At 67.4% G+C, this 18,622-nt stretch carries 20 protein-coding genes; 10 read left to right on the top strand and 10 right to left on the bottom strand.

Going from position 1 to position 18,622, the window contains the following annotated elements; all coding sequences use genetic code 11:
* Positions 1 to 7: 7 nt before the first annotated feature.
* From VHP37_05510 to VHP37_05500, 3 genes are all read right to left on the bottom strand, one after another.
* Entirely contained in the window at positions 8 to 928 is a 921-nt protein-coding gene (locus VHP37_05510; GenBank protein ID HEX2825782.1) for a hypothetical protein, read from the bottom strand.
* Positions 925 to 2,709: a glucans biosynthesis glucosyltransferase MdoH gene (gene mdoH / locus VHP37_05505; GenBank protein HEX2825781.1), complete on the bottom strand. Its 1,785-nt coding sequence runs from the start codon at positions 2,707 to 2,709 to the stop codon at positions 925 to 927. The genes VHP37_05510 and mdoH overlap by 4 nt, the downstream gene beginning before the upstream one ends.
* 84 nt (positions 2,710 to 2,793) lie before the next feature.
* Complete coding sequence (locus VHP37_05500) at positions 2,794 to 3,330, bottom strand: cytochrome b (protein ID HEX2825780.1); 537 nt, start codon at positions 3,328 to 3,330, stop codon at positions 2,794 to 2,796.
* Between the two features lie 64 nt (positions 3,331 to 3,394).
* Between VHP37_05500 and VHP37_05495 the strand changes: the two genes are divergently transcribed.
* A complete protein-coding gene (locus tag VHP37_05495; protein ID HEX2825779.1) occupies positions 3,395 to 3,577 on the top strand; it encodes a hypothetical protein in 183 nt (60 codons plus the stop codon).
* On the opposite strand, the gene VHP37_05490 is transcribed toward VHP37_05495, so the two are convergent.
* Positions 3,564 to 4,904: a (Fe-S)-binding protein gene (locus VHP37_05490; GenBank protein HEX2825778.1), complete on the bottom strand. Its 1,341-nt coding sequence runs from the start codon at positions 4,902 to 4,904 to the stop codon at positions 3,564 to 3,566. The genes VHP37_05495 and VHP37_05490 overlap by 14 nt on opposite strands.
* A 200-nt stretch (positions 4,905 to 5,104) precedes the next feature.
* Here VHP37_05490 and VHP37_05485 point away from each other — a divergent pair, with 200 nt between their 5' ends.
* The 3 genes from VHP37_05485 (at position 5,105) to VHP37_05475 (ending at position 7,888) form a co-directional block, all read left to right on the top strand.
* The gene (locus VHP37_05485) at positions 5,105 to 6,523 is read left to right on the top strand and encodes a PLP-dependent aminotransferase family protein (GenBank protein ID HEX2825777.1); all 1,419 of its coding nucleotides are present in this window, start codon (positions 5,105 to 5,107) and stop codon (positions 6,521 to 6,523) included.
* An 84-nt stretch (positions 6,524 to 6,607) separates the two neighbouring features.
* A complete protein-coding gene (locus VHP37_05480; GenBank protein ID HEX2825776.1) occupies positions 6,608 to 6,892 on the top strand; it encodes a BON domain-containing protein in 285 nt (94 codons plus the stop codon).
* Positions 6,893 to 7,000: 108 nt separating this feature from the next.
* On the top strand, positions 7,001 to 7,888 hold the full coding sequence (locus VHP37_05475; GenBank protein ID HEX2825775.1) for a LysR family transcriptional regulator: 888 nt from the start codon (positions 7,001 to 7,003) through the stop codon (positions 7,886 to 7,888).
* Between the two features lie 91 nt (positions 7,889 to 7,979).
* Here VHP37_05475 and VHP37_05470 read toward each other — a convergent pair whose 3' ends face one another.
* Positions 7,980 to 8,399 (bottom strand): MerR family transcriptional regulator, encoded by a 420-nt coding sequence (locus VHP37_05470; GenBank protein HEX2825774.1) that lies wholly within the window; start codon positions 8,397 to 8,399, stop codon positions 7,980 to 7,982.
* Positions 8,400 to 8,578: 179 nt separating this feature from the next.
* On the opposite strand from VHP37_05470, the gene VHP37_05465 reads away from it, so the two are divergent.
* Positions 8,579 to 9,286, top strand: coding sequence for a DUF3379 family protein (locus tag VHP37_05465; protein HEX2825773.1), 708 nt, complete (start codon positions 8,579 to 8,581; stop codon positions 9,284 to 9,286).
* A 71-nt stretch (positions 9,287 to 9,357) separates the two neighbouring features.
* Positions 9,358 to 9,528, top strand: coding sequence for a hypothetical protein (locus VHP37_05460; protein ID HEX2825772.1), 171 nt, complete (start codon positions 9,358 to 9,360; stop codon positions 9,526 to 9,528).
* Between the two features lie 12 nt (positions 9,529 to 9,540).
* On the opposite strand, the gene VHP37_05455 is transcribed toward VHP37_05460, so the two are convergent.
* The 4 genes from VHP37_05455 to VHP37_05440 all read right to left on the bottom strand — a co-directional run bounded on the left by VHP37_05455 (position 9,541) and on the right by VHP37_05440 (position 13,616).
* Positions 9,541 to 9,792, bottom strand: a complete 252-nt coding sequence (locus VHP37_05455) for a hypothetical protein (GenBank protein ID HEX2825771.1) — start codon at positions 9,790 to 9,792, stop codon at positions 9,541 to 9,543.
* Between the two features lie 79 nt (positions 9,793 to 9,871).
* The gene (locus VHP37_05450) at positions 9,872 to 10,846 is read right to left on the bottom strand and encodes a tripartite tricarboxylate transporter substrate binding protein (protein ID HEX2825770.1); all 975 of its coding nucleotides are present in this window, start codon (positions 10,844 to 10,846) and stop codon (positions 9,872 to 9,874) included.
* Between the two features lie 92 nt (positions 10,847 to 10,938).
* The gene (locus VHP37_05445) at positions 10,939 to 13,191 is read right to left on the bottom strand and encodes a trehalose-6-phosphate synthase (GenBank protein HEX2825769.1); all 2,253 of its coding nucleotides are present in this window, start codon (positions 13,189 to 13,191) and stop codon (positions 10,939 to 10,941) included.
* A 29-nt stretch (positions 13,192 to 13,220) separates the two neighbouring features.
* Positions 13,221 to 13,616, bottom strand: coding sequence for a hypothetical protein (locus VHP37_05440; GenBank protein ID HEX2825768.1), 396 nt, complete (start codon positions 13,614 to 13,616; stop codon positions 13,221 to 13,223).
* Positions 13,617 to 13,839: 223 nt separating this feature from the next.
* Here VHP37_05440 and VHP37_05435 point away from each other — a divergent pair, with 223 nt between their 5' ends.
* Both VHP37_05435 and VHP37_05430 read left to right on the top strand, forming a co-directional pair.
* A complete protein-coding gene (locus VHP37_05435; protein ID HEX2825767.1) occupies positions 13,840 to 14,802 on the top strand; it encodes a tripartite tricarboxylate transporter substrate binding protein in 963 nt (320 codons plus the stop codon).
* A 232-nt stretch (positions 14,803 to 15,034) separates the two neighbouring features.
* The gene (locus VHP37_05430) at positions 15,035 to 15,418 is read left to right on the top strand and encodes a hypothetical protein (protein ID HEX2825766.1); all 384 of its coding nucleotides are present in this window, start codon (positions 15,035 to 15,037) and stop codon (positions 15,416 to 15,418) included.
* 34 nt (positions 15,419 to 15,452) lie between these two features.
* Here VHP37_05430 and VHP37_05425 read toward each other — a convergent pair whose 3' ends face one another.
* Positions 15,453 to 16,367 carry a YihY/virulence factor BrkB family protein gene (locus tag VHP37_05425; protein ID HEX2825765.1) on the bottom strand — a complete coding sequence of 305 codons (915 nt, stop codon included), beginning with the start codon at positions 16,365 to 16,367 and terminating at the stop codon, positions 15,453 to 15,455.
* A 96-nt stretch (positions 16,368 to 16,463) separates the two neighbouring features.
* Between VHP37_05425 and VHP37_05420 the strand changes: the two genes are divergently transcribed.
* Both VHP37_05420 and VHP37_05415 read left to right on the top strand, forming a co-directional pair.
* Positions 16,464 to 16,913, top strand: a complete 450-nt coding sequence (locus VHP37_05420; protein ID HEX2825764.1) for a tripartite tricarboxylate transporter TctB family protein — start codon at positions 16,464 to 16,466, stop codon at positions 16,911 to 16,913.
* A gap of 1 nt (position 16,914) precedes the next feature.
* Entirely contained in the window at positions 16,915 to 18,450 is a 1,536-nt protein-coding gene (locus VHP37_05415) for a tripartite tricarboxylate transporter permease (protein HEX2825763.1), read from the top strand.
* Positions 18,451 to 18,622 lie beyond the last annotated feature (172 nt).

Below are 18,622 nucleotides of genomic sequence, written 5' to 3'. Positions count from 1 at the left end.
CAGAGGTTTAACGCGGTGACGCGGTCGCAAATTCCTCGAACACGAGGTCCGGAGCGCTCAGATTGTGCAGCGATCGTGCCACGCGGCCGAAGCGGGCGCCCGGCGCGGTCGCGCGCGTGAACTCGAGTATGGGCTGCGAACGGCCGTCCGGCCACGCCGCGACGGCGACGTCCGCCTGTTCCGGCGCGACGTACATCGAGCGCAGCGCCGCGAACGGCTTGTCCGCGGGCGCGGCGGGATCGAGCGCGAGCGCGAGGCGCACGCGCTCGCGCGTGGCGTCGTCGACCGTGAGCACGCCGCGCGTGCGGTTCGCGAAGGCGATCCGGAACGAGAGGGTGGCCGGCTCGAACGCGATGCTGCGGATGGCGACGTAAGGCCGCGTGCTTTCCTCGATCGGGCCGAACAGGAAAGAGCTGCCGTAGGCGCTGTCGGGCAGCGCGACCGGCGGGAGCGGCTTGGCGCGCCAGTACCCGTCCGCCGGGTAGACGACCAGGATCTCGATGTCGCGTTGCGGGCTGCGCTTCAGCAACTGCACGAGGTGCAGGCCGCGCTCGTTCCTGCTGCCGACGCGGAAGTCGACGACGTCGGGGCGCCAGAACGACTCGAAGGTGTGCCCGACGAGGCGTATGCGGGCGTCCTCGTACAGCACGACGGTGCGCGGCGCGAACGTGTAACGCGGATCGTTCGACATGTCGCAGTGCGCGAAGTCGGGCGCGGTGCTGTCCTCGCTCACCGTCGCGATGTACGGCGGATGTACCGCGTCGATGCGGAACGACGCGATGCCGCTGCCAGCGATCTTCACGTAGACATTGTCTTCTTCGGCGCAGCGCGTCGCGCGGCTCGCGTTGACGAAATCGACCGGGACCGCCGCGGCGGCGCCGTGTGCGAGGAGCGCGATGAATCCCAGCAGCAGCGCCGGACGCTTCATTCGGCCGCGGCGGCCGCGCGGCGCACCGCGAACGGCGTGAACAGACCCGCGCGTTCGGCGCCGTGCGGCAGCCGGGTTTCCTCGGGGACGCGGCACAGCCCTGCGGCGCCGAGCGCGCGGCCGAGGCGCGGATGCGCGCTCAGCATCGCGAACGGGATCGATCCCGCGAGCCCCGCGATCACCGGCGCACCGAGCCACAGCGCGCCGGGCGCGACGAGCCACAGCGCGACGCCGAACGCGAGGCCGAGCAGCGTCTGCGGCCAGAAGCAGCGCAGGGCCAGCGCAAACGACACGCCTTCGGCGTCGCGCTGCTGCGCGTTCCAGCCGATGGTGCGGCCGAACGGCAGTCCGGCGAGGAAGAGCGTGACGGAGACAGCCGCGACCGGCGCGAGCAGCACCGAGAACAGCGTCTCGATCAGGAAGCTGGCGAGGGTGCGCAGCGTGCCGCCGTAGGCTCGGCGCAGCGCTCCGCGCGAGAGCACGTGCGCGAGGGTGGCGAGCTTGGGCGCGAAGGTCATGACGAGCGTCGTCGCGAGCAGGACCATCCCGAGATCGGCCCTGAACGGCGCATCGCGCACGAGACCGAGCGCCATGAAGCCCAGCCACGCCGGCGAGCCGGCATACATCGCGATCGCCAGCGCGACCTGCACGCGGCTGAGCGGACGCAGGCCCGGCATCGTCAGCAGATGGAAGTACTGCATGTTGCCCTGGCACCAGCGAAGATCGCGCCGGACGAATTCGGGCAGGCTCGGCGGGTTCTCTTCCCAGCTTCCGTCCTCAAGGGGCAGAACGCGCACCTCGAAACCCGCGCGGCGCATGAGCACCGCTTCGATCTGGTCGTGGCTGAGCACGTGGCCGCCGAGCGGCGGCTTGCCGGGCAGCAGCGGAAGATCGCAGTGCTCGGTGAACGGGGCCAGGCGCAGGATCGCGTTGTGACCCCAGTAGGGTCCGCAGTCGCCCTGCCAGCTCGCCGCGCCGAGGGTGTACGAGCGCATGCCGAGCCGCATGCCGAACTGGAAGACGCGCGCGAAGCCGCTCGCGCTCGGCAGCGCCGTCACGAGCGTCTGCAGGATGCCGATCCGCGGCTCGACCTGCATGATGCGCACCAGGCGCAGCATCGCCGCGGGCGTCATCACGCTGTCGGCGTCGAGCACGATCGCATAGTGATGCAGCCGGCCCCAGCGTTCGCAGAAGTCGCGGATGTTGCCCGCCTTGAATCCGGTGCGCTCGTCGCGGCGGCGGTACGTCACCGTGAACGTGTGTCCGAACCGCGCCGCCAGCGCGTCGGCGACGCGCTCTTCCTCCGCGACGATCTCGGGCCGATCGGAGTCGGACAGCAGATAGAGATGAAACCACTGCGCCTGACCCGTCGCGGCCAGGCCTTCGGCCATCCATTCAAGGTTGCGCTCGAGGCGCTTGACGTCCTCGTTGCGCACGCAGACCAGCAGCGCCGTCGAGCTTTCGATCTTCTCGTGACCGCTGATGCGGCGCAGATGCGGCGCGACCCATCCCGCCGGATCGCGCGCGAAGGCCATCAGAGCGAAGCCGATGACCGCATTCCAGAAGCCGATCGTGGTCCACGGCAGCGTCATCGCGAAGAGCGCCAGCATCGCCGCGCCGACGGGGTCGATGCCGGCGGGAAACAGCGTCGCCGCCATCAGCGCGAGGAGGCCGAGCGAAGAGCCGAGGACGAGACCCGCGAACGCAAAGCGCCGCGCGCGCAGCGTGAAGCCCGGGCGCGCGCGAGCGTGCGCAGCGGACTGCGATGTTTTTATGTGCACCAAGACCCCCTTGGAGCGCGCCGGCGGACGCGCCCCTCCAGAATACGTGAGTTTCGGCCGGTGAAGCGCCCCGACCGAGGACTTTTACAACATGCGATGGATGAGACGGTCGCGGCGGATGAACGTGTGGTAGATAACGCCCATCAAGTGCGCGCCGATGACAGAAATCAAGGCGATCGCACCACACAGGTGCAGGAACGAGAGCGTTTTCGCGAGCGCCTCGTTCTTGCCGTAGGGCGCGGGAATCGGCAGCACGTCGAACACCTTGAGCGGGAACCCCCACGCGTTCGTCGCCATGAACCCGAGGATCGGCATGATCACGAGCAGCGCATAGAGCGCTGCATGCGAGACGTGGGCGGCGACGCGGATCGCCGGCGGCGTGTCGAACGGCAGCGGCGGCGCCGGATGGCGCCAGCGGTAGAGCAGGCGGATCAGCACGACGAAGAAGATCACGAAGCCGATGCTTTCGTGGATGTTGTAGAGGCGCAGCTTGAACGGCTCGTCGTGCGGCTCGAAATACTTGATCCAGAGGCCGAAGAAGATCGCCACGAGCACCAGCGCGGCGGTCAGCCAGTGCAGCCAGCGCGCGGGCGGGGCGTAGCGGACGGACGTTTCGAACATCGCGGGCTCCGTTCTTGTCGACAACCGGTTTATACCCGATCGCGGGTCAGACGAGGTCCGAGAAGTGGCCCGTGCCGGTGGTTACGCGCCGCACCAATTCGTCGAGGTCGAGCTTCACCGCCGCGGCGTTGTGGCGGTCCTGCAGGCGCGTGACCATCCGCGCCGCCATGCGGTGGGCGCCTATCTCAGGAGCGAGATCGCGAAGTGGGCCGCGGTGACGAAGCGGATCGGCATCAAGCCGGAGTAGCGCCGGCGGACGATTTCGCGCGTCCGCCGAACATGTCGTAGAGCAGCGCTTCGCGGACCTCGGCTTCGTCGAGCCCGTGCCGCGCGATGAGATCCGCGGTGTCGGCGACGATGGCGTCGATGCTGCCGAGGAAGCGCAGGCGCTTGTAGAGATCGGGGATGTGGATGCCCATGCTCTCGCCGATGAGCTCCATGAAGTTGAGCAGCTCGAACGAGACGTGCGGCTGGTACTGGATGAGCTCGCGATGGCAGCCGTGGAAGATCGACGCGAAGGTCGTCACCCCGGCCTCGGCCGCGGCGCGAAACTCGCGCGCGCGCAACTCCGCCTTGAACTTCGGCAGCACGTTCAGATGTGAAGCCTGCGTGCTGACGACCGGCACGTCGAGCTCGACCACTTCGAGCTCCGGGATCGCCCGCAGCACGGCCTTCACCGCGGTCATGATCCCGGGCACCGCCGAGCGCTCCTGCAGCGCGACGCGCTTGCGAACGGGATGGACGAAGAGCGGCCGCAGATCGTCGAGGTGCTCGGCGAAGAATTCGGCCAGCGGGCCGATGTCGAAAGGCCGCTCGCCGTACGACTCCTTGTAAGCGGGCAGCGCGATCTCGCCGATCTGGATGTGGCAGCTCGGGCACCACGCGATCACGCGCGAAGCGCCGGGACGGGAGAGGCGCTCGATCGTGTTGTAGCCCATCCGCCCCGCGGTCTTCGCGTCGCCTTCCTTGAAGTGCTGGATGCCGCAGCACGTCGCCACACCGCCCATCACCTCGTAGGTGACGCCGATCGCGTCGAGCACTTCCATCACGAGCATCAGGATGTGCGGCGTCTTGACGATGTTGCAGCCGGTGTAGAGCACGATGTCGGGATCGCCCGCGTATTCGCCGGCGTCGCGCAGCGGCGGCGCGAGGCGCTCGAGCTCTTCGGGGGTGAGCAACAGGCGCGAGATCATCCGCGTGCTGTGATGGAGCTTGCCGTAATACGCCTGTCCCGCGCGCCGCACCGCGTCTGCGCCGAGCTTGGCCTTCGCAGCGACGCGCGCCATGTTCACCATGAAGCGCGGATTCACGCCGTAATCGCAGGCGTTGATGCACTTGCCGCTGTTGGTGCAGACCTGGGTCCAGCGTTCCGCGTCCGGCGTTCCCGGCCCGCCGGCCAGCAGATCGAGTATCCCGCCGACGATCGCCGGCGCCTGGCGTTTGTCGAGCCCGGCGGGTTCGACCATCGGGCACGCTTCGACGCAGCGCCCGCACTTCGTGCACGTATCGAGGATGTCTTCGATGCGTGCGTTCGCCGCGTCGAGGAAAGAAACCCTGCTTTCGGTGTCCGCCATGTGGAGCTCTCCGCGCTGTATCAGGCCGATAGTAGCAAGCAGCCTGCGAAGAGCGAAAGCCCGCGGTCCGACGTCCCGCGCGGTGCGACGGCGTCTTTGCGAATGCACGCGCACATCGAAACAGAGGCGGGTAAAGTGAAATCCGCCAGTAACAGTCGGGGACACCGGTGAATGGGGCGAAAGCGGGACGAGTCCGGGCAGTGAAGCAGTACGAGCAGCTCGCCCGTCATCTGACGCGGTTGATCGAGTCCGGCGTGCTGAGGCCGAGCGACCGGATGCCCTCGGTCCGCAAGCTCACCGCGGCTCACGGGGTCAGCCCCGGAACGGTGCTGCAGGCGTACGGCCTGCTCGAAGACCGCGGTCTGGTCGAGGCGCGGCCCCGCTCCGGCTACTACGTCACGGCGCGGCGCAATGTGGCGCTGGCGCCGCCCGACACCTACCGGACGACCGGCAGGTCGACACCCGTCGACGTGAGCGAGCTCGTCTTTCACGTGCTCGAATCGACGAAGGACAAAAACGTGGTGCCGCTCGGCTCGGCGTTCCCGAGCCCGCTGCTGTTTCCTTTCAAGCAGCTCGTACGTGCGTTTGCCGCGAGCGGACGCGGCTTCGATCCGTGGCAGACGGTCAAGGATCTCTCGCCGGGCAATGCCGAGCTGCGCCGGCTGATCGCGAAGCGCTATCTGGAGGCCGGCTGTGCGATCGATGCCGACCAGATCGTCATCACCTCGGGTGCGATGGAAGGGCTGAACATCTGCCTGCACGCGGTGACGCGTCCCGGCGACGTCGTCGCGGTCGAGGCGCCGGCGTTTCCGGCCGCGCTCCAGGCGATCGAAGGCGCCGGGCTGCGTGCGCTCGAGATACCGACCGATCCTTCGCGCGGCGCCGACCTGAACGCGCTGGAGGCCGCGCTGAAGAAGCACGCGATCAAGGCATGCTGGTTCATGACCAACTTTCAGAATCCGCTGGGAAGCGTGATGCCCGACGAGGACAAGCGGGCGCTGGTCGAGCTCCTGACCCGGCACGACGTCCCGCTGATCGAGGACGACGTCTATGCGGAGCTGTATCTGAGCGCGGACCGGCCGAAGCCCGCGAAGGCGTTCGACCGCGCCGGTCTGGTGATGCACTGCTCGTCGTTCTCCAAGAATCTCGCGCCCGGTTTTCGCGTCGGCTGGGTGGCGCCCGGACGCTATGCGAAGCAGGTGGCGCAGCGCAAGCTGATCGGCTCGCTGTCGGCAAGCGTGCCGGCGCAGCTCGCGATCGCGCATTACCTGAAACAGGGCCGCTACGAGCGCCAGCTGCGCCGGTTGCGCGAAGCCCTGGCGAATCAGCAGCACTGCATGCTTCACGCCGTCAGCCGCTACTTCCCGACCGGCTGCCGAGGCACGCGGCCGACCGGCGGCTACTTCATGTGGCTGGAGCTGCCCGCCGCCGTCGATGCATTGGCGCTGCATCGACAGGCGATGGAAGCAGGCATCAGCGTCAGCCCGGGCCCGATGTTTTCCGCGCGACGCGGCTTTCGCAACTGCCTGCGCCTGAACTACGGTCATCCGTGGACCGATCGGATGGAAGGCGCGATCCGCAAGCTGGGCGCGATCGTGGGAGCGTCGCGGCGGGGGTGAGCGGCCGGCGCGATCACAGGCTGCGGAACTCGGCGTGGCCGGCGCGCGTCAAAACATATCATGGCATGATATAAGGTGTCATACATGCGCCAGGACAGCGGTATCCGCAAAAGCTCCGCGGCAGCCGACGAGGCGATCCGCGAAGGCTTGCAGGCCCGGTTGCACGGCTCGCGGTATCTCGACCAGATCGTCGTGCAAGTCGAACACGGGGAGGTCACTCTGCTCGGCGATGTGCCTCATCGCCGGATGAGGCAGCAGCTCGTCGAGGCGGCTTTGTCGTATCCCGGCGTGCGAGCCGTCCACGATAAGCTCAATGTGCCGCTCGTCGCCCCGTGGCCCGACTTTCCGGACGCGCCCCAACCCTCATAGACCGGTGACGAGTCGTCCCGAATGCGTTTGATCGCGCCATCGTTCTGAAATACTGTTCCGCTTTCGGCAACAATCACTCCGAAGGTGGACATGCAGGATCTCGAGCGGATGGCGATCTTTGCCCGCGTGGTTGAAGACAAGAGCTTTTCAGCGGCAGCCCGCAGCCTGAATCTCTCGAAATCGCTCGTGAGCAAGCAGGTCACTCAGCTCGAGAAGTCGCTCGGGGTCCGGCTTCTGAACCGGACGACGCGCGCATTGAGCGTCACCGATGCGGGCGCCGTCCTGTACGAGCATTGCTCGCGCATCGTGGAGGAGCTCGAAGAAGCCAGGCTCGCAGTAGGACGTCTGCAGGCCGAACCGCGCGGATTGCTGCGCATCAGCGCACCGGTCGCGTTCGGCCGCCTGCACGTGGCGACGGCACTGCCGCAGTTTCTCGCCGCGTATCCCGATCTGAAGATCGACATGGTCACGACCGATCGATTCGTCGATCTGGCGGAGGAGGGCTACGACCTCGTGATTCGAATCGTGGATCAGCCCGCGCCCAATCTCGTCGCGCGCAAGCTCGCGCCGGTGACGCGGCGCATGGTGGCGACGCCGGAGTATTTCGCGCGATACGGCGTGCCCGAGACGCCGGCGGACCTCGAAAAGCACAACTGTCTGACCTACACCTATTTCAATCCGCAGGACCCGTGGCGTTTGCGAGGACCCGATGGCGACATCTCGGTGCGGGCCAGCGGCAATCTGCGCCTCAACGACGACGACGCGCTGTCGGAAGCGGTGATGGAAGGCCTGGGTCTCGCTCTCCTGCCCACCTTCATCATCGGCGAGGCGTTGCAGGCCGGGCGCCTGCGATCCGTTCTCGCCGAGTACATCCCTCTGGAACGGCACATCTACGCGGTCTATCTGGCGAACCGTCACGTGTCCGCGAAGGTCCGCGCGTTCATCGACTACCTGCTCGAACGCTTCGGCCCCGAGCCGTACTGGGACCGCCTCTGAACGCGGCGGGGGAGTCAGTGCGCGCCCTGCTGCGCCGGCGCGGCGAGCAGGTGCGGCGTACTGTCAGGCATACCACGACACGCGGCTCTGTTCAGGCTCGCGCCGCAGCGGCCTCCAGGGCAGTGACCAGCGGACTTTCCAGGCTCTCGAAGCGCTCGTCGGGCTCGGCAGACCCGGAAGAGAGCACCGATTCCATGGCCGCGGACATCGTCGTCAACGATTCGATCGTGGCCTCGAGCTCGGTCTTCTTGTGTGCGAGCAGGTTGTAAGCATCCTTGCGCCGCTGGAGGGTGCCGCAATGCATCTGCAGCAGCTCGCCGATCTCGGCGAGCGAAAAGCTGCAGCGCTGTGCGTGTTTGATGAACAGCACACGCCGCAGCGCGTCGTCGGTATAGAGCCGGTATCCGGAAGCTGTCTTGGTCTCGGCGTGCAGCAATCCCTGACGCTCGTAGAACCGGATGCTCTCGACGGTGACGCGCGCGCGACGTGCGAGTCGCCCGATGGTGTACATGAAGTGCTCCTTCAGCTATTCGCGTTGTCGTGAGCTTGGACCGGTGATAACGCTGGGACCTTACGCGCTTGTAAGAAGTGTTGCGCTGCACCGGTCGTATCGATCATGAGCTTCATCGGATTCAAAATGCCCGATTCGACGACCCTGTCCAGAAACCGTGACGTGCGTCACGCTTCGCGATGATCTGCCTCGACGTCCGCCGCAATCTGATGGCCGCCCCGCGCGAACGCACGCCGGACGAGAACGGACACATCGACGCATGCCGCGACTGCGGCAGGCTCGCCGCGCGGCTCGACGATCTGGACGGGCGACTGGCCGACGCGTTCCTGGTGCCCGTGCCGGACGCGCTCTCGTATCGCGTCATGCTCGGACGTCGCCACAAACGGCGCAGGGCGCTGTCGATCGCGGCAGCCGCGCTGCTTGCGGTCGGACTCAGTGCGGCCGCGCCGCAGCTCTGGGACGAGACGCTGGCGCTCGGAGCGCCGGCGGTCCGCGCGGTGGGGCCCACCCATCCGGCCGTCAAGGCGATCGAGCTCGTGGTCGAGCAGCAGCCGGCCCTGGTCGACGAGCCGCAGGGCAATGACCTCGTCGCGATGGAAGAGGACCTGCAGCGGCTCGGACTGAAGCTGAAACCGGACGCGGCGAAAGTCGATTACGCGGGCAAGTGCTACATGTCCGAGACCGAATGCGAGCATCTCGTCCTGGATACCGCCGAAGGCCGCGTGAGCGTCGTGCTGGTGCCGGACTATCCGGTCGGCGGGCGTGCGCTGGTCACGGACCGGAGGATGACGGCCTTCGTCAATCCGGCGCGGAGCGGCGGCTATATCGTCGTCGCCGCTTCCGCCCAGGCCGCCAGGCGCGCCGCGAAGCTGTTCATCGAGAGCTGACGCGACCGTAGACGCAGCCGGGATCCCGCTATCGAGGATGTCGGCCGGAGCGTATCTTGCACGGGCCGGCCATGGCCCAGCTTTCACTCCATCTGCATACCCCGACCCCCGACCCACGCGAAGACGAAGAGGAGCCGGACGTCAGGCAGCCGCCGGTGCCGCCGGATCAGGCTCCCGACGTCGTGCCGGTGCGCGAACCGCCGAAGCCCGGCGAGAATGCGCCGATGATCGGGCGCCGATGATGCGCACGGGCGTCAGCGCCTGCGCTGCACGGGCTGCGGCGCGGGCCTGACGATATCGGCGCGTCCGGAGAAGCCGTGCGCGCGCGCGTCGCGCACGGCGGCGAGGCACGACGCGAAAGGACGCGAGCGGTCGAGCACGCAACCACGCGTGTCCACGCGCCGCCATACCCACGCCTGCCCGAACGGGCCGTCGAGATCGAATTCCCAGCACTCTTCTGTGATCGGATCGGTTCCGAACCGAAGCTTGCGCTCCTGTCTCTCCATGGCTTCTCCTGCGAACGGCGACGCTATGCGTACGCCTCAACGGATCGGACCGGAGCCGCGCCGGAATGCTTACGGCGCATCAATGCGGCCGCAGCTTCTCGCGTATCCCCGCTTCTGCGATCACCTTGCGCCATTGCTCCTGCTCGCGCTTCAGGTGGGCGGTGAACTCGGCGGGAGAGCTGCCGACGGCGTTCGAGCCTTCGCCCGCGAGACGCTTTTCCATGTCTGCGCTGTGCATCGCCTTCGCGACTTCAGCGCTCAGCGTCTGCTGCAGCCTGGGCGAAAGACGCTTGGGCCCGATGAGGCCGTACCAGTTCACGACCGTCACCGGAACGCCGGCCTCGGTGAGCGTCGGCACGTTGGGCATGGCGCTCACGCGCTGCGGCGTCGAGACCGCGAGCGCGCGCAGCCGGCCCGCGTGCACGTGCGGCAGCGACGAGATCACGGTCGCGAACGCGGACTGCACGCGGCCCGCGACGAGATCGGTATAGGCGGCGCCGAGACCCTTGAAAGGCACGTGGGTCATCTTGGTGCCGGTCGCGATCTGAAACAGCTCGCCGGTCATGTGGATCGGGCTGCCGATGCCTGACGACGCGAAGTTGACCTGGCCCGGGCGCGCCTTGAGATAGGTGACGAACTCGGGGACCGATTTCGCGGGGATCGAAGGATGGATGACCAGGCCGTATCCCTGCGCCGTCGCCTGGGAGATCGGCATGAAGTCGCGCAGCACGTCGTGCCGCGAGCCGTAGAGCAGCGGGTGGATCACCGTCGTCGCGCTGATCATCATGATGGTGTAACCGTCGGGCTCGGCGGAGGCGACGATGTCGAGCCCGATCTGGTTGCCGGCGCCGGGACGGTTGTCGACGACGAAGGTCTGGCCCATCGCGTCGCCGAGCTTCTGCGAGAGCGCCCGGGTGACGGCGTCCATGCCGCCGCCCGCTGCGAGCGGGACGATGACGCGCACCGGGTGCGTCGGGTACTGCGCGCCCAGCGCGGACGGTATCGATGCTGGCAGCATTCCCGCCAGGAAGATCAACGCGTGCGTCCGATGCATGCTCCACCTCCCGTGGTTGATTCGCATGCAATGAGACCGCCGCGCGGCTTCGATCCTTACCAGGCGTGCAGCGTGCGACGCGGACGCGCCGCTCAGACGCGCCGCAGGTCGACGACCTTTCCCGGCCTGCGCGCGCCGCTCGCCACGCGCCCGCGGTGCCGCATGCGCGCGGCGTCGAGCAGCATTCTTCCGGCCCAGCGGTAGACGTTGAACTCCTGCACCAGGCCGCGCATGCTGCGCATGCGCGCGCGCTGCTCGTCCGGCGGCATGTCGAGCGCGACACGCAGCGCCGTCGCGCATTGCTCGGTGTCGTAGGGGTTGACGATCAGCGCCTCCGGCAGCTCGCCGGCCGCTCCGGTGAACTGCGACAGGATGAGCGCACCGCGCTCGTCTTCGCGGGCCGCGACGTACTCCTTGGCGACGAGGTTCATGCCGTCGTGCAGGCTCGACACGATACACACGTCGGCGGCGCGAAAGTGCGCGTACACCTCCTCGGTGTCGTGATGCTCGACCTTGAGGACGATGGGGCGGCACTCCGCGGTGCCGAAGCGGTCGTTCACGCGCTGCGCGGCGGCGCGTACGCGCGCATCGAGCCCCTGGTATTCCTCGATGCTCGAGCGCGACGGCGCGGCGATCTGGATGAACGCGAAGCGCCCGATCCAGCGCGGATCGATTTCGAGCAGGCGCTCGATGGCCGCGAAGCGCTCGAGAATCCCTTTGGTGTAATCGAGGCGGTCCACCCCGATGCCGATGCGCACGTCCGCGGAAAGCCCGTGCTCGCGCCGTATCCGCTCGCGGCACTCCGCGACCGGGCGCTGCGCGGCGAGCGCGGCCGGCGGCCATTCGATGGAGATCGGGTAGCGCCTCACCTCGGTCGGATCGCCGCCGTAGGAGATGGTCGAAGTCTCGCGGCTCACCCGGGCTTCGAGATAGCGGTCGACGGTGTCGAAGAAGTTGTTGCAGTGGAACTGCGTATGGAATCCGACGATGGAGGAGCCGAGCAGCCCGTCGAGGATCTGCTCGCGCCACGGACAGATGCCGAACGCTTCCGGGTTCGGCCACGGGATGTGCCAGAAGGTGATGATCGTCGCGTTCGGCAGGCGCTTGCGGATCATGCGGGGGAGCAGCGCGAAGTGATAGTCCTGCACCAGGATGATCGGGTCTTCGGTGCGCGACTCCTGCTTGATCGCGTCGGCGAAGCGGGCGTTGACGGCGCAGTAATGCGCCCAATCGGGCGCGCGAAAGATCGGCCGCGTGTGCGCGAAGTGGCAGAGCGGCCACAGGCCTTCGTTCGAGAAGCCGAAGTAGTAGCCCACTTCCTCCTCGCGCGAGAGCCAGATGCGGCGTATGCGATACGCGGGCCGGTCGGGCGGCACCCTCACGTGGTCGTGCGCGTCGACGTTGTCGCGGTCGGCGTTGCCCGAGCCGTGGGCGATCCACGTTCCCGAGCACGCGCGCATCACCGGCTCGAGCGCCGTGACCAGGCCGCTCGCGGGACGCAGCACGTCGGTGCGGTCGTTGCGCCGCACGTGCATGTACGGCTCGCGGTTGGAGACGATCAGGATCTCGTCGCCCTTGAGATCCTCGCGCAGGATCCTGCGCAAGGCATCGGGGTTCCACGCGATCTGCGACTCGTCGCGCGCCCGCCGCTCGCTGTCGAGATCGCGCACCATCGCCTCGAGGTCGCGCGCGATCGGCTTGAGCTCGGGCGAGCGCGGCTCGGGCGACAGCGCCAGCGACTGGCCGCGAATCAGCGCCTTGATGCCCGCCATCCATCCGCGCCACGAGAGCTCGGCGATCACCACGGTGATGAGGGCGATCACCGCGCCGATCGCGGCGAACAGCCAGACGATGTAGCGCTTGGTGTCGGCGCTGCGCAGCGCGATGAAGCTCATGTCGTGGACGATGACCAGCTCGCCGAGGTGCCGGCCTTCGACGTCGATCGAATTGCTCGTGGCGTACAGCGGGCGGCGCGTGTCCGGGCTCTGCCCGAACTCCGGCGGAACGGGACCGGTCGCGCGGCAGCCGCGCTCGCGCGGATAGGTGAGCGTGTGCGACACCAGCGCGCCCGACGCGTCGCAGAACCCGAGCGCGAAGATACGCTCGTCCTGCAGCATGCGGTTGAGGAACGCCTGCACGCGCTGCAGCCGCACCCGGTCGCGCGAACCGTCGGTGAGCAGCTCGGCGAGCGGTTCCTGCGCCGCGGAGGCGATGAGCTTGCTGCGGATGTCCAGATCGCGCACGAACCACTTCAGCGTGAGCTGATCGACGAGCGGCACGACGTTGTAGGCGATGATGCCGAGCGCGATCGCGAGCGGCACGATGAAACGCAGTGAAAGGCGCATGGATTACGGTCGAAAGGTGAGGTGCAAGGCTAGCGCTTCGCCGCCGTTTTCGGGGCCGCGCACGTCACCGTCATCGATCGGATCCGGCGGAACACGCTCATCTCGTCGTCGAGATCGCGGACTTTCGCGCCGGCCTCGAAGGTCGCTTCGCGCTCCTTGAAGTCGGGGCCTGCGAAGAGCGCGAGCACGGCGCCCGGCCCCACGACCAGGCTATCGTAACGCGGTTCCCACGGAAAACCCGGGTGCGGCGCGAGGCCGCCGACCCGCGTCGGTCCGGCGAGCGTGAGCGCGCGGCCGCCGAAGCCGCTGTGCTCGTAGAGCCGTGCCCAGCAATCGCTCGCCGGAGCGGCGACGTCGTTGAAAGCCGGGGTCGGGCCGCGCAGAGGGTCCGAATGCGCGGCCGGCGATGTCGCGCACGAGCACACCAGAGCCGATACGAGCAGGGCGAGCGCGCCGTGTCTCGCGGACCGCGGGGCGGCCGTGGGCCCGCACGGCCGTACCCGGTCCTGGAATAGACGATGTCCGCCCGCTCTCGACATGCGGATAGAGACCGGCGAACGCCGCCGATTCTGACGCGAAGCGCGCCGCGCGTAAGGTTTGCTCGCAGCCGCCGGTCCCACGTTCGGCAGCCCCCGAGGAGAGGCGGACATGATCCTGATTCGAGTTGCAGTCGTCGTGTGTTGCGCGCTGTTGCTGACAGCCGCGAGCTTTGCCCAGACCTATCCCACCAAGCCGGTGAGGGTGGTGATCGTGTTCCCGCCGGGCGGATCGAACGACATCGTCGGCCGCATCGTGTTCCAGAAGGTGGGCGAGCAGATGGGCCAGCAGTTCGTGATCGAGAACCGCGGCGGCGCCGCGGGCACGATCGGCTCGGAAGTCGTCGCGAACAGCACCGCCGACGGCTACACCCTGATGGTGCAGTCGGCCACGCACGTCGCCAACGCGCACCTCTACAAGAAGCTGCCGTACGACCCGCTGAAGGATTTCGTCGGCATCTCGCCGATGGCGCGTCAGGTGGGGATGCTCGTCGTACACCCTTCGCTGCCGGCGAAAACCACGCAGGACTTTCTCGCGCTGGCGAAAAAACGGCCCGGCGAGCTCATCTACGGCTCGGCCGGCAACGGCAGCTTCGTCCATCTGACGATGGCGCTGCTCGCGTCGATGGCGGGCGTGAAGATGGTGCACGTGCCGTACAAAGGCGGCGGCCCCGCGGGCACCGCGCTCGTCGCCGGCGAGACGCAGGCGATGATCGCGACGATCGGCTCGGTGCTGAGTCACGTCAAGGCGGGCCGCATCCGGCCGCTCGGCGTCACGTCCGATACGCGCACGAGCCAGTTCCCCGACGTCCCTGCTATCGCCGAGACGGTGCCGGGATACGAGTTCACCGCGTGGGTGGCGTGCTTCGCGCCCGCGGCGACGCCGAAGGCCATCGTGGAGAAGCTCAACGGCGAGATCCGCAAGGCTTTGGCCGATCCCGGCGTGTCGTCCAAGCTCGTCGGTCACACGCTCGACCCCATGCCCATGACGACCGAGGCGTTCGCCAAACGCCTGCAGGCGGACTACGACAAGTACGCGAAGGTCGTGAAGCTTTCGGGCGCGCGGATCGACTGACGCGTCGGCCTCGAACGGCGGACAGGACCCTTCCACCTTCCCCGAGCTCCTGTGCTGTGCGGACCCGATGGCGGCATCGGGTCTTTTTTTTTGTCATCGTGCCGTCTCGAAACGCCGGCGTTCGAATGTACATGGAGCATTGACCCGACTCTCGGCAGCACCGGCAATGACAGCGCGCCCGTCCGGCAATGGACCGCTTATTGCTTGAGCGCGCGCATTTTGTCGAAGTGCGATGACGGATCCCAAGCTCCCCGCCGACGTGCGCGGGTTCGTTCAGGCCTGTATTCCCGACGTCGATGCCGCGGAACTCCTGCTGCTCGTCGCGCGCGAGCGGGCGCACGCGCACAGCCTGCGCAAGCTGACCGCGAAGCTCGAACACGCCGACCTCAACGAAGCCGCCGTCCACCGATACGTCTCCGGCTTCATGCAGTGCGGCCTCATCGAGCGGCAGGGCGATGCCTACCGCTTCGCGCCCTCGGCGTCGCAATACGACGCGGTGCTCCGCGATCTGGCGCGGCTCTACAACGAGCAGCCCGTCACCCTCGTGCGGATGATCTACGCGCCCAAGGACGAGCGTCTGCGCGCGTTCTCCGACGCTTTCAAGATCAAGAAGTGAGCATATCCGCGCATGCCGACACTGAAGATTGTTCTCATCGCGATCGCGCCGCTCCGGCTGGCGCCTCTTCGATCTTCCCGCCGGTTTCGCGCGTCAGCACCGCGTTCACTTCGGCGCCGAACAGCATCACGGCCGCGGAGAGGTAGAAGTAGAAGAGCAGCACGATCACCGCGCCGATGCTGCCGTAGGTCTTGTTGTAGCTCGCGAAGTTCTGCACGTAGTAACCGAATGCGAGCGACGCCGCGATCCACGCGGCGACGGCGATCACGGCGCCGGGCGTGATCAGTCGAAACCGCTGCTTCACGTTGGGCGCCGCGTAATAGACGATGCTCACGACCAGCATCAGCAGCACCGCGGCCACCCCCCAGCGCAGCCACGACCAGACGACGATGAACAGCGTATCCAGGCCGAAATAGCGCGCGCCCCACTCGAGCAGGGCGGGCCCGCTGATCATCGCGGCGGCGGCGATGATGAGCATCAGCGCGAGCGCGACGGTATAGAGGACCGCCACGACGTAGCGCTTCCACGTCGGGCGGCGTTCCTTCACGTCGTACGCGACGTTGAGCGCGTCCATCGTCCCGACAACGGCCATCGACGCGGAGAACACTGCGAGCGCTACGGCCGCCGAAAGAATTCCGCCCTGCGTCTGCCGGAGCTCGCCCAGCACGGTGTTGACGAGCTCCATCGCCTGCGCCGGCAGCACGTAGGCGGCCTGCTCGCGCATCCATTCGAAAAGCTGCGGCGCGCCGAAGAAGCCGAGCAGGCTGGTCAGAAAGATCAGGAAGGGGAACAGCGAGAAGAGCACCCGATACGCGAGCGCCGCCGCGTACGTCGTCATCTCGTCGCCGAAGAAATCGGCTACCGCGAGGCGCGCGACGCGGAGTGCTCGGACGCTGCGGTCCCGCGAGCCGCGGGCAGGATCGGTTACGGTCATCGGCGCGTGCTTCATCGGGTTCTCCGTGTTCGGCGGCAGGTCCGGCGTAAGAAACAAGCGACCGCCTCGGTCCTTTCCTCAGCGCATGTCGAGAATGCGGGAGGAGTGGGCTTGAAGATTACGAGTACGGAAGATTTCTGGGCCGGGCTGATGTTCATCGGCTTCGGCGTTCTTGCGATCGTCGTCGCGAACGATTACCCGATGGGCAGCGCGATGCGCATGGGCCCGGGTTACTTCCCGGTCGCGGTCGGTGCATGCCTCATCGCCATCGGCGCGATCGTCACGGCGGGAGGCTTCAGGCTGCAGGGCGAGGGCATCGGATCCTTCCCATGGCGCGCGATGCTGCTGCTCAGCGTCGGCTTCGCATCGTTCGCGTGGGGCATGGACCACCTGGGCTTCGTTCCTTCGCTGGCGATCCTCATCATTCTCGCCGCCGTGTCGGGACGGGAATTCCGGTGGCACGAGGTGCTGATCGAAACCGTCGCGCTGATCGTGGGATCCTGGGCGCTCTTCATCTGGGGCCTCGGCCTTCCTTTCCCGCTCTTTCCCTGGGAGCGGTGACATGGGCGAAATTCAGGAGCTCTTTCCGAATCTGTATCTCGGCTTCAGCGTCGCGCTGTCGCTGCAGAACCTCATGTACTGCTTCATCGGCGTCTTCGCTGGCACGATGATCGGCGTGCTGCCGGGCATCGGGCCGCTCGCGACGATCGCGATGCTGCTGCCGATCACCTTCAACCTCGAGCCGGTTTCGGCGCTCATCATGCTCGCGGGCATCTACTACGGCTGCCAGTACGGCGGCTCGACGACGGCCATCCTGGTAAAGTTGCCGGGCGAATCGGCGTCGGTCGTGACGTGCCTCGACGGCCACGAGATGGCGCGGCAGGGTCGTGCCGGCCCCGCGCTGGCGATCGCGGCGCTCGGCTCGTTCTTCGCCGGTACGGTCGGCACGATCCTCATAGCAAAAGCGGGACCGCCGCTCGCGGAGGTCGCGCTCAAGTTCGGGGCGCCCGAGTACTTCTCGCTGATGGTGATGGGCCTGATCGCGTCCGCCGTGCTTGCATCGGCGTCGATCCTCAAGGCGGTGGGCATGATCTTTCTCGGGCTGCTGTTCGGGCTGATCGGCACCGACGTCAACTCCGGCATGTCGCGATTCACGTTCGGCGCGACGGGCCTCACCGACGGCCTGAGCTTCACCGTCGTCGCGATGGGGCTGTTCGGCTTCGCCGAGATCCTCGCGAACCTGCAGCAGGGCACCGACACCTCGACGCGCTCTCTGCTCACCCAGAAGATCAAGCACCTCTATCCGACCAGGACGGACATGAAGCGTTCCATCTGGCCGGTGCTGCGCGGGACGGGCATCGGCGCGTTCTTCGGAACGCTGCCCGGCGCGGGCCCCACCATCGCCGCGTTCTCGACGTACGCGCTCGAGAAGAAGATGGCGAAGCGTCCCGACGAATTCGGCAAGGGCGCCATCGAAGGCGTGGCGGGTCCGGAGTCGGCGAACAACGCGGCGGCGCAGTGCGCGTTCATTCCGACGCTCGCGCTGGGCATCCCGGGCAGCGCGACGATGGCGCTGATGCTCGGCGCGCTGACGATCCAGGGCATCGCACCCGGACCTCAGGTGATGACCCAGCGGCCGGAGCTCTTCTGGGGCCTGATCGCGAGCATGTGGATCGGCAACGCGATGCTGGTGCTGCTCAACCTGCCGCTCGTCGGGTTGTGGGTGCGGCTGCTGCGCGTTCCGTACCGCATCCTGTTCCCGGCGATCCTGACGTTCATGGCGATCGGCGTCTACAGCGTGAACAACATGGACCTCGACGTCTACATGACGATATTCTTCGGGCTCGTGGGGTTCGTCTTCATGAAGCTCAAGGTCGAGCCGGCGCCGCTCATCCTCGCCTTCGTGCTCGGCCCTCTGATGGAGGAGAATCTCCGGCGCGCGCTGCTGATCTCGCGCGGCGATCCGAGCGTATTCGTCACGCGTCCGATCAGCGCGGCGTTCCTGATAGCGACCGCACTCCTCCTGCTCGTCATGGTGCTGCCCGCGATCCGCAGGAAGCGCGACGACGCTCTGCAGGAGGCGGAAGCCGCCGCGTGAGCGCCTGAAGGCGCGCGACGCCCAACGTCTCCAGCCGGCGTCGAACAGCGGGGTTCTCCCGGGCGCGGTGCCCGCACGCCGCGCCCGTGCGCCGTCCTGCAACACTTTTCAAGCGATGCCCAGTGAACTCGCCCCGATGCAGGGCGACCAACAAGACCGGAGCATCGTGGAG

The sequence above is a fragment of the Burkholderiales bacterium genome, from assembly GCA_036262035.1.
Lineage (GTDB): Bacteria > Pseudomonadota > Gammaproteobacteria > Burkholderiales > SG8-41 > JAQGMV01.
Note: the sequence above shows the minus strand (reverse complement) of the source record. Positions and strands in the feature narration are given on the sequence as shown.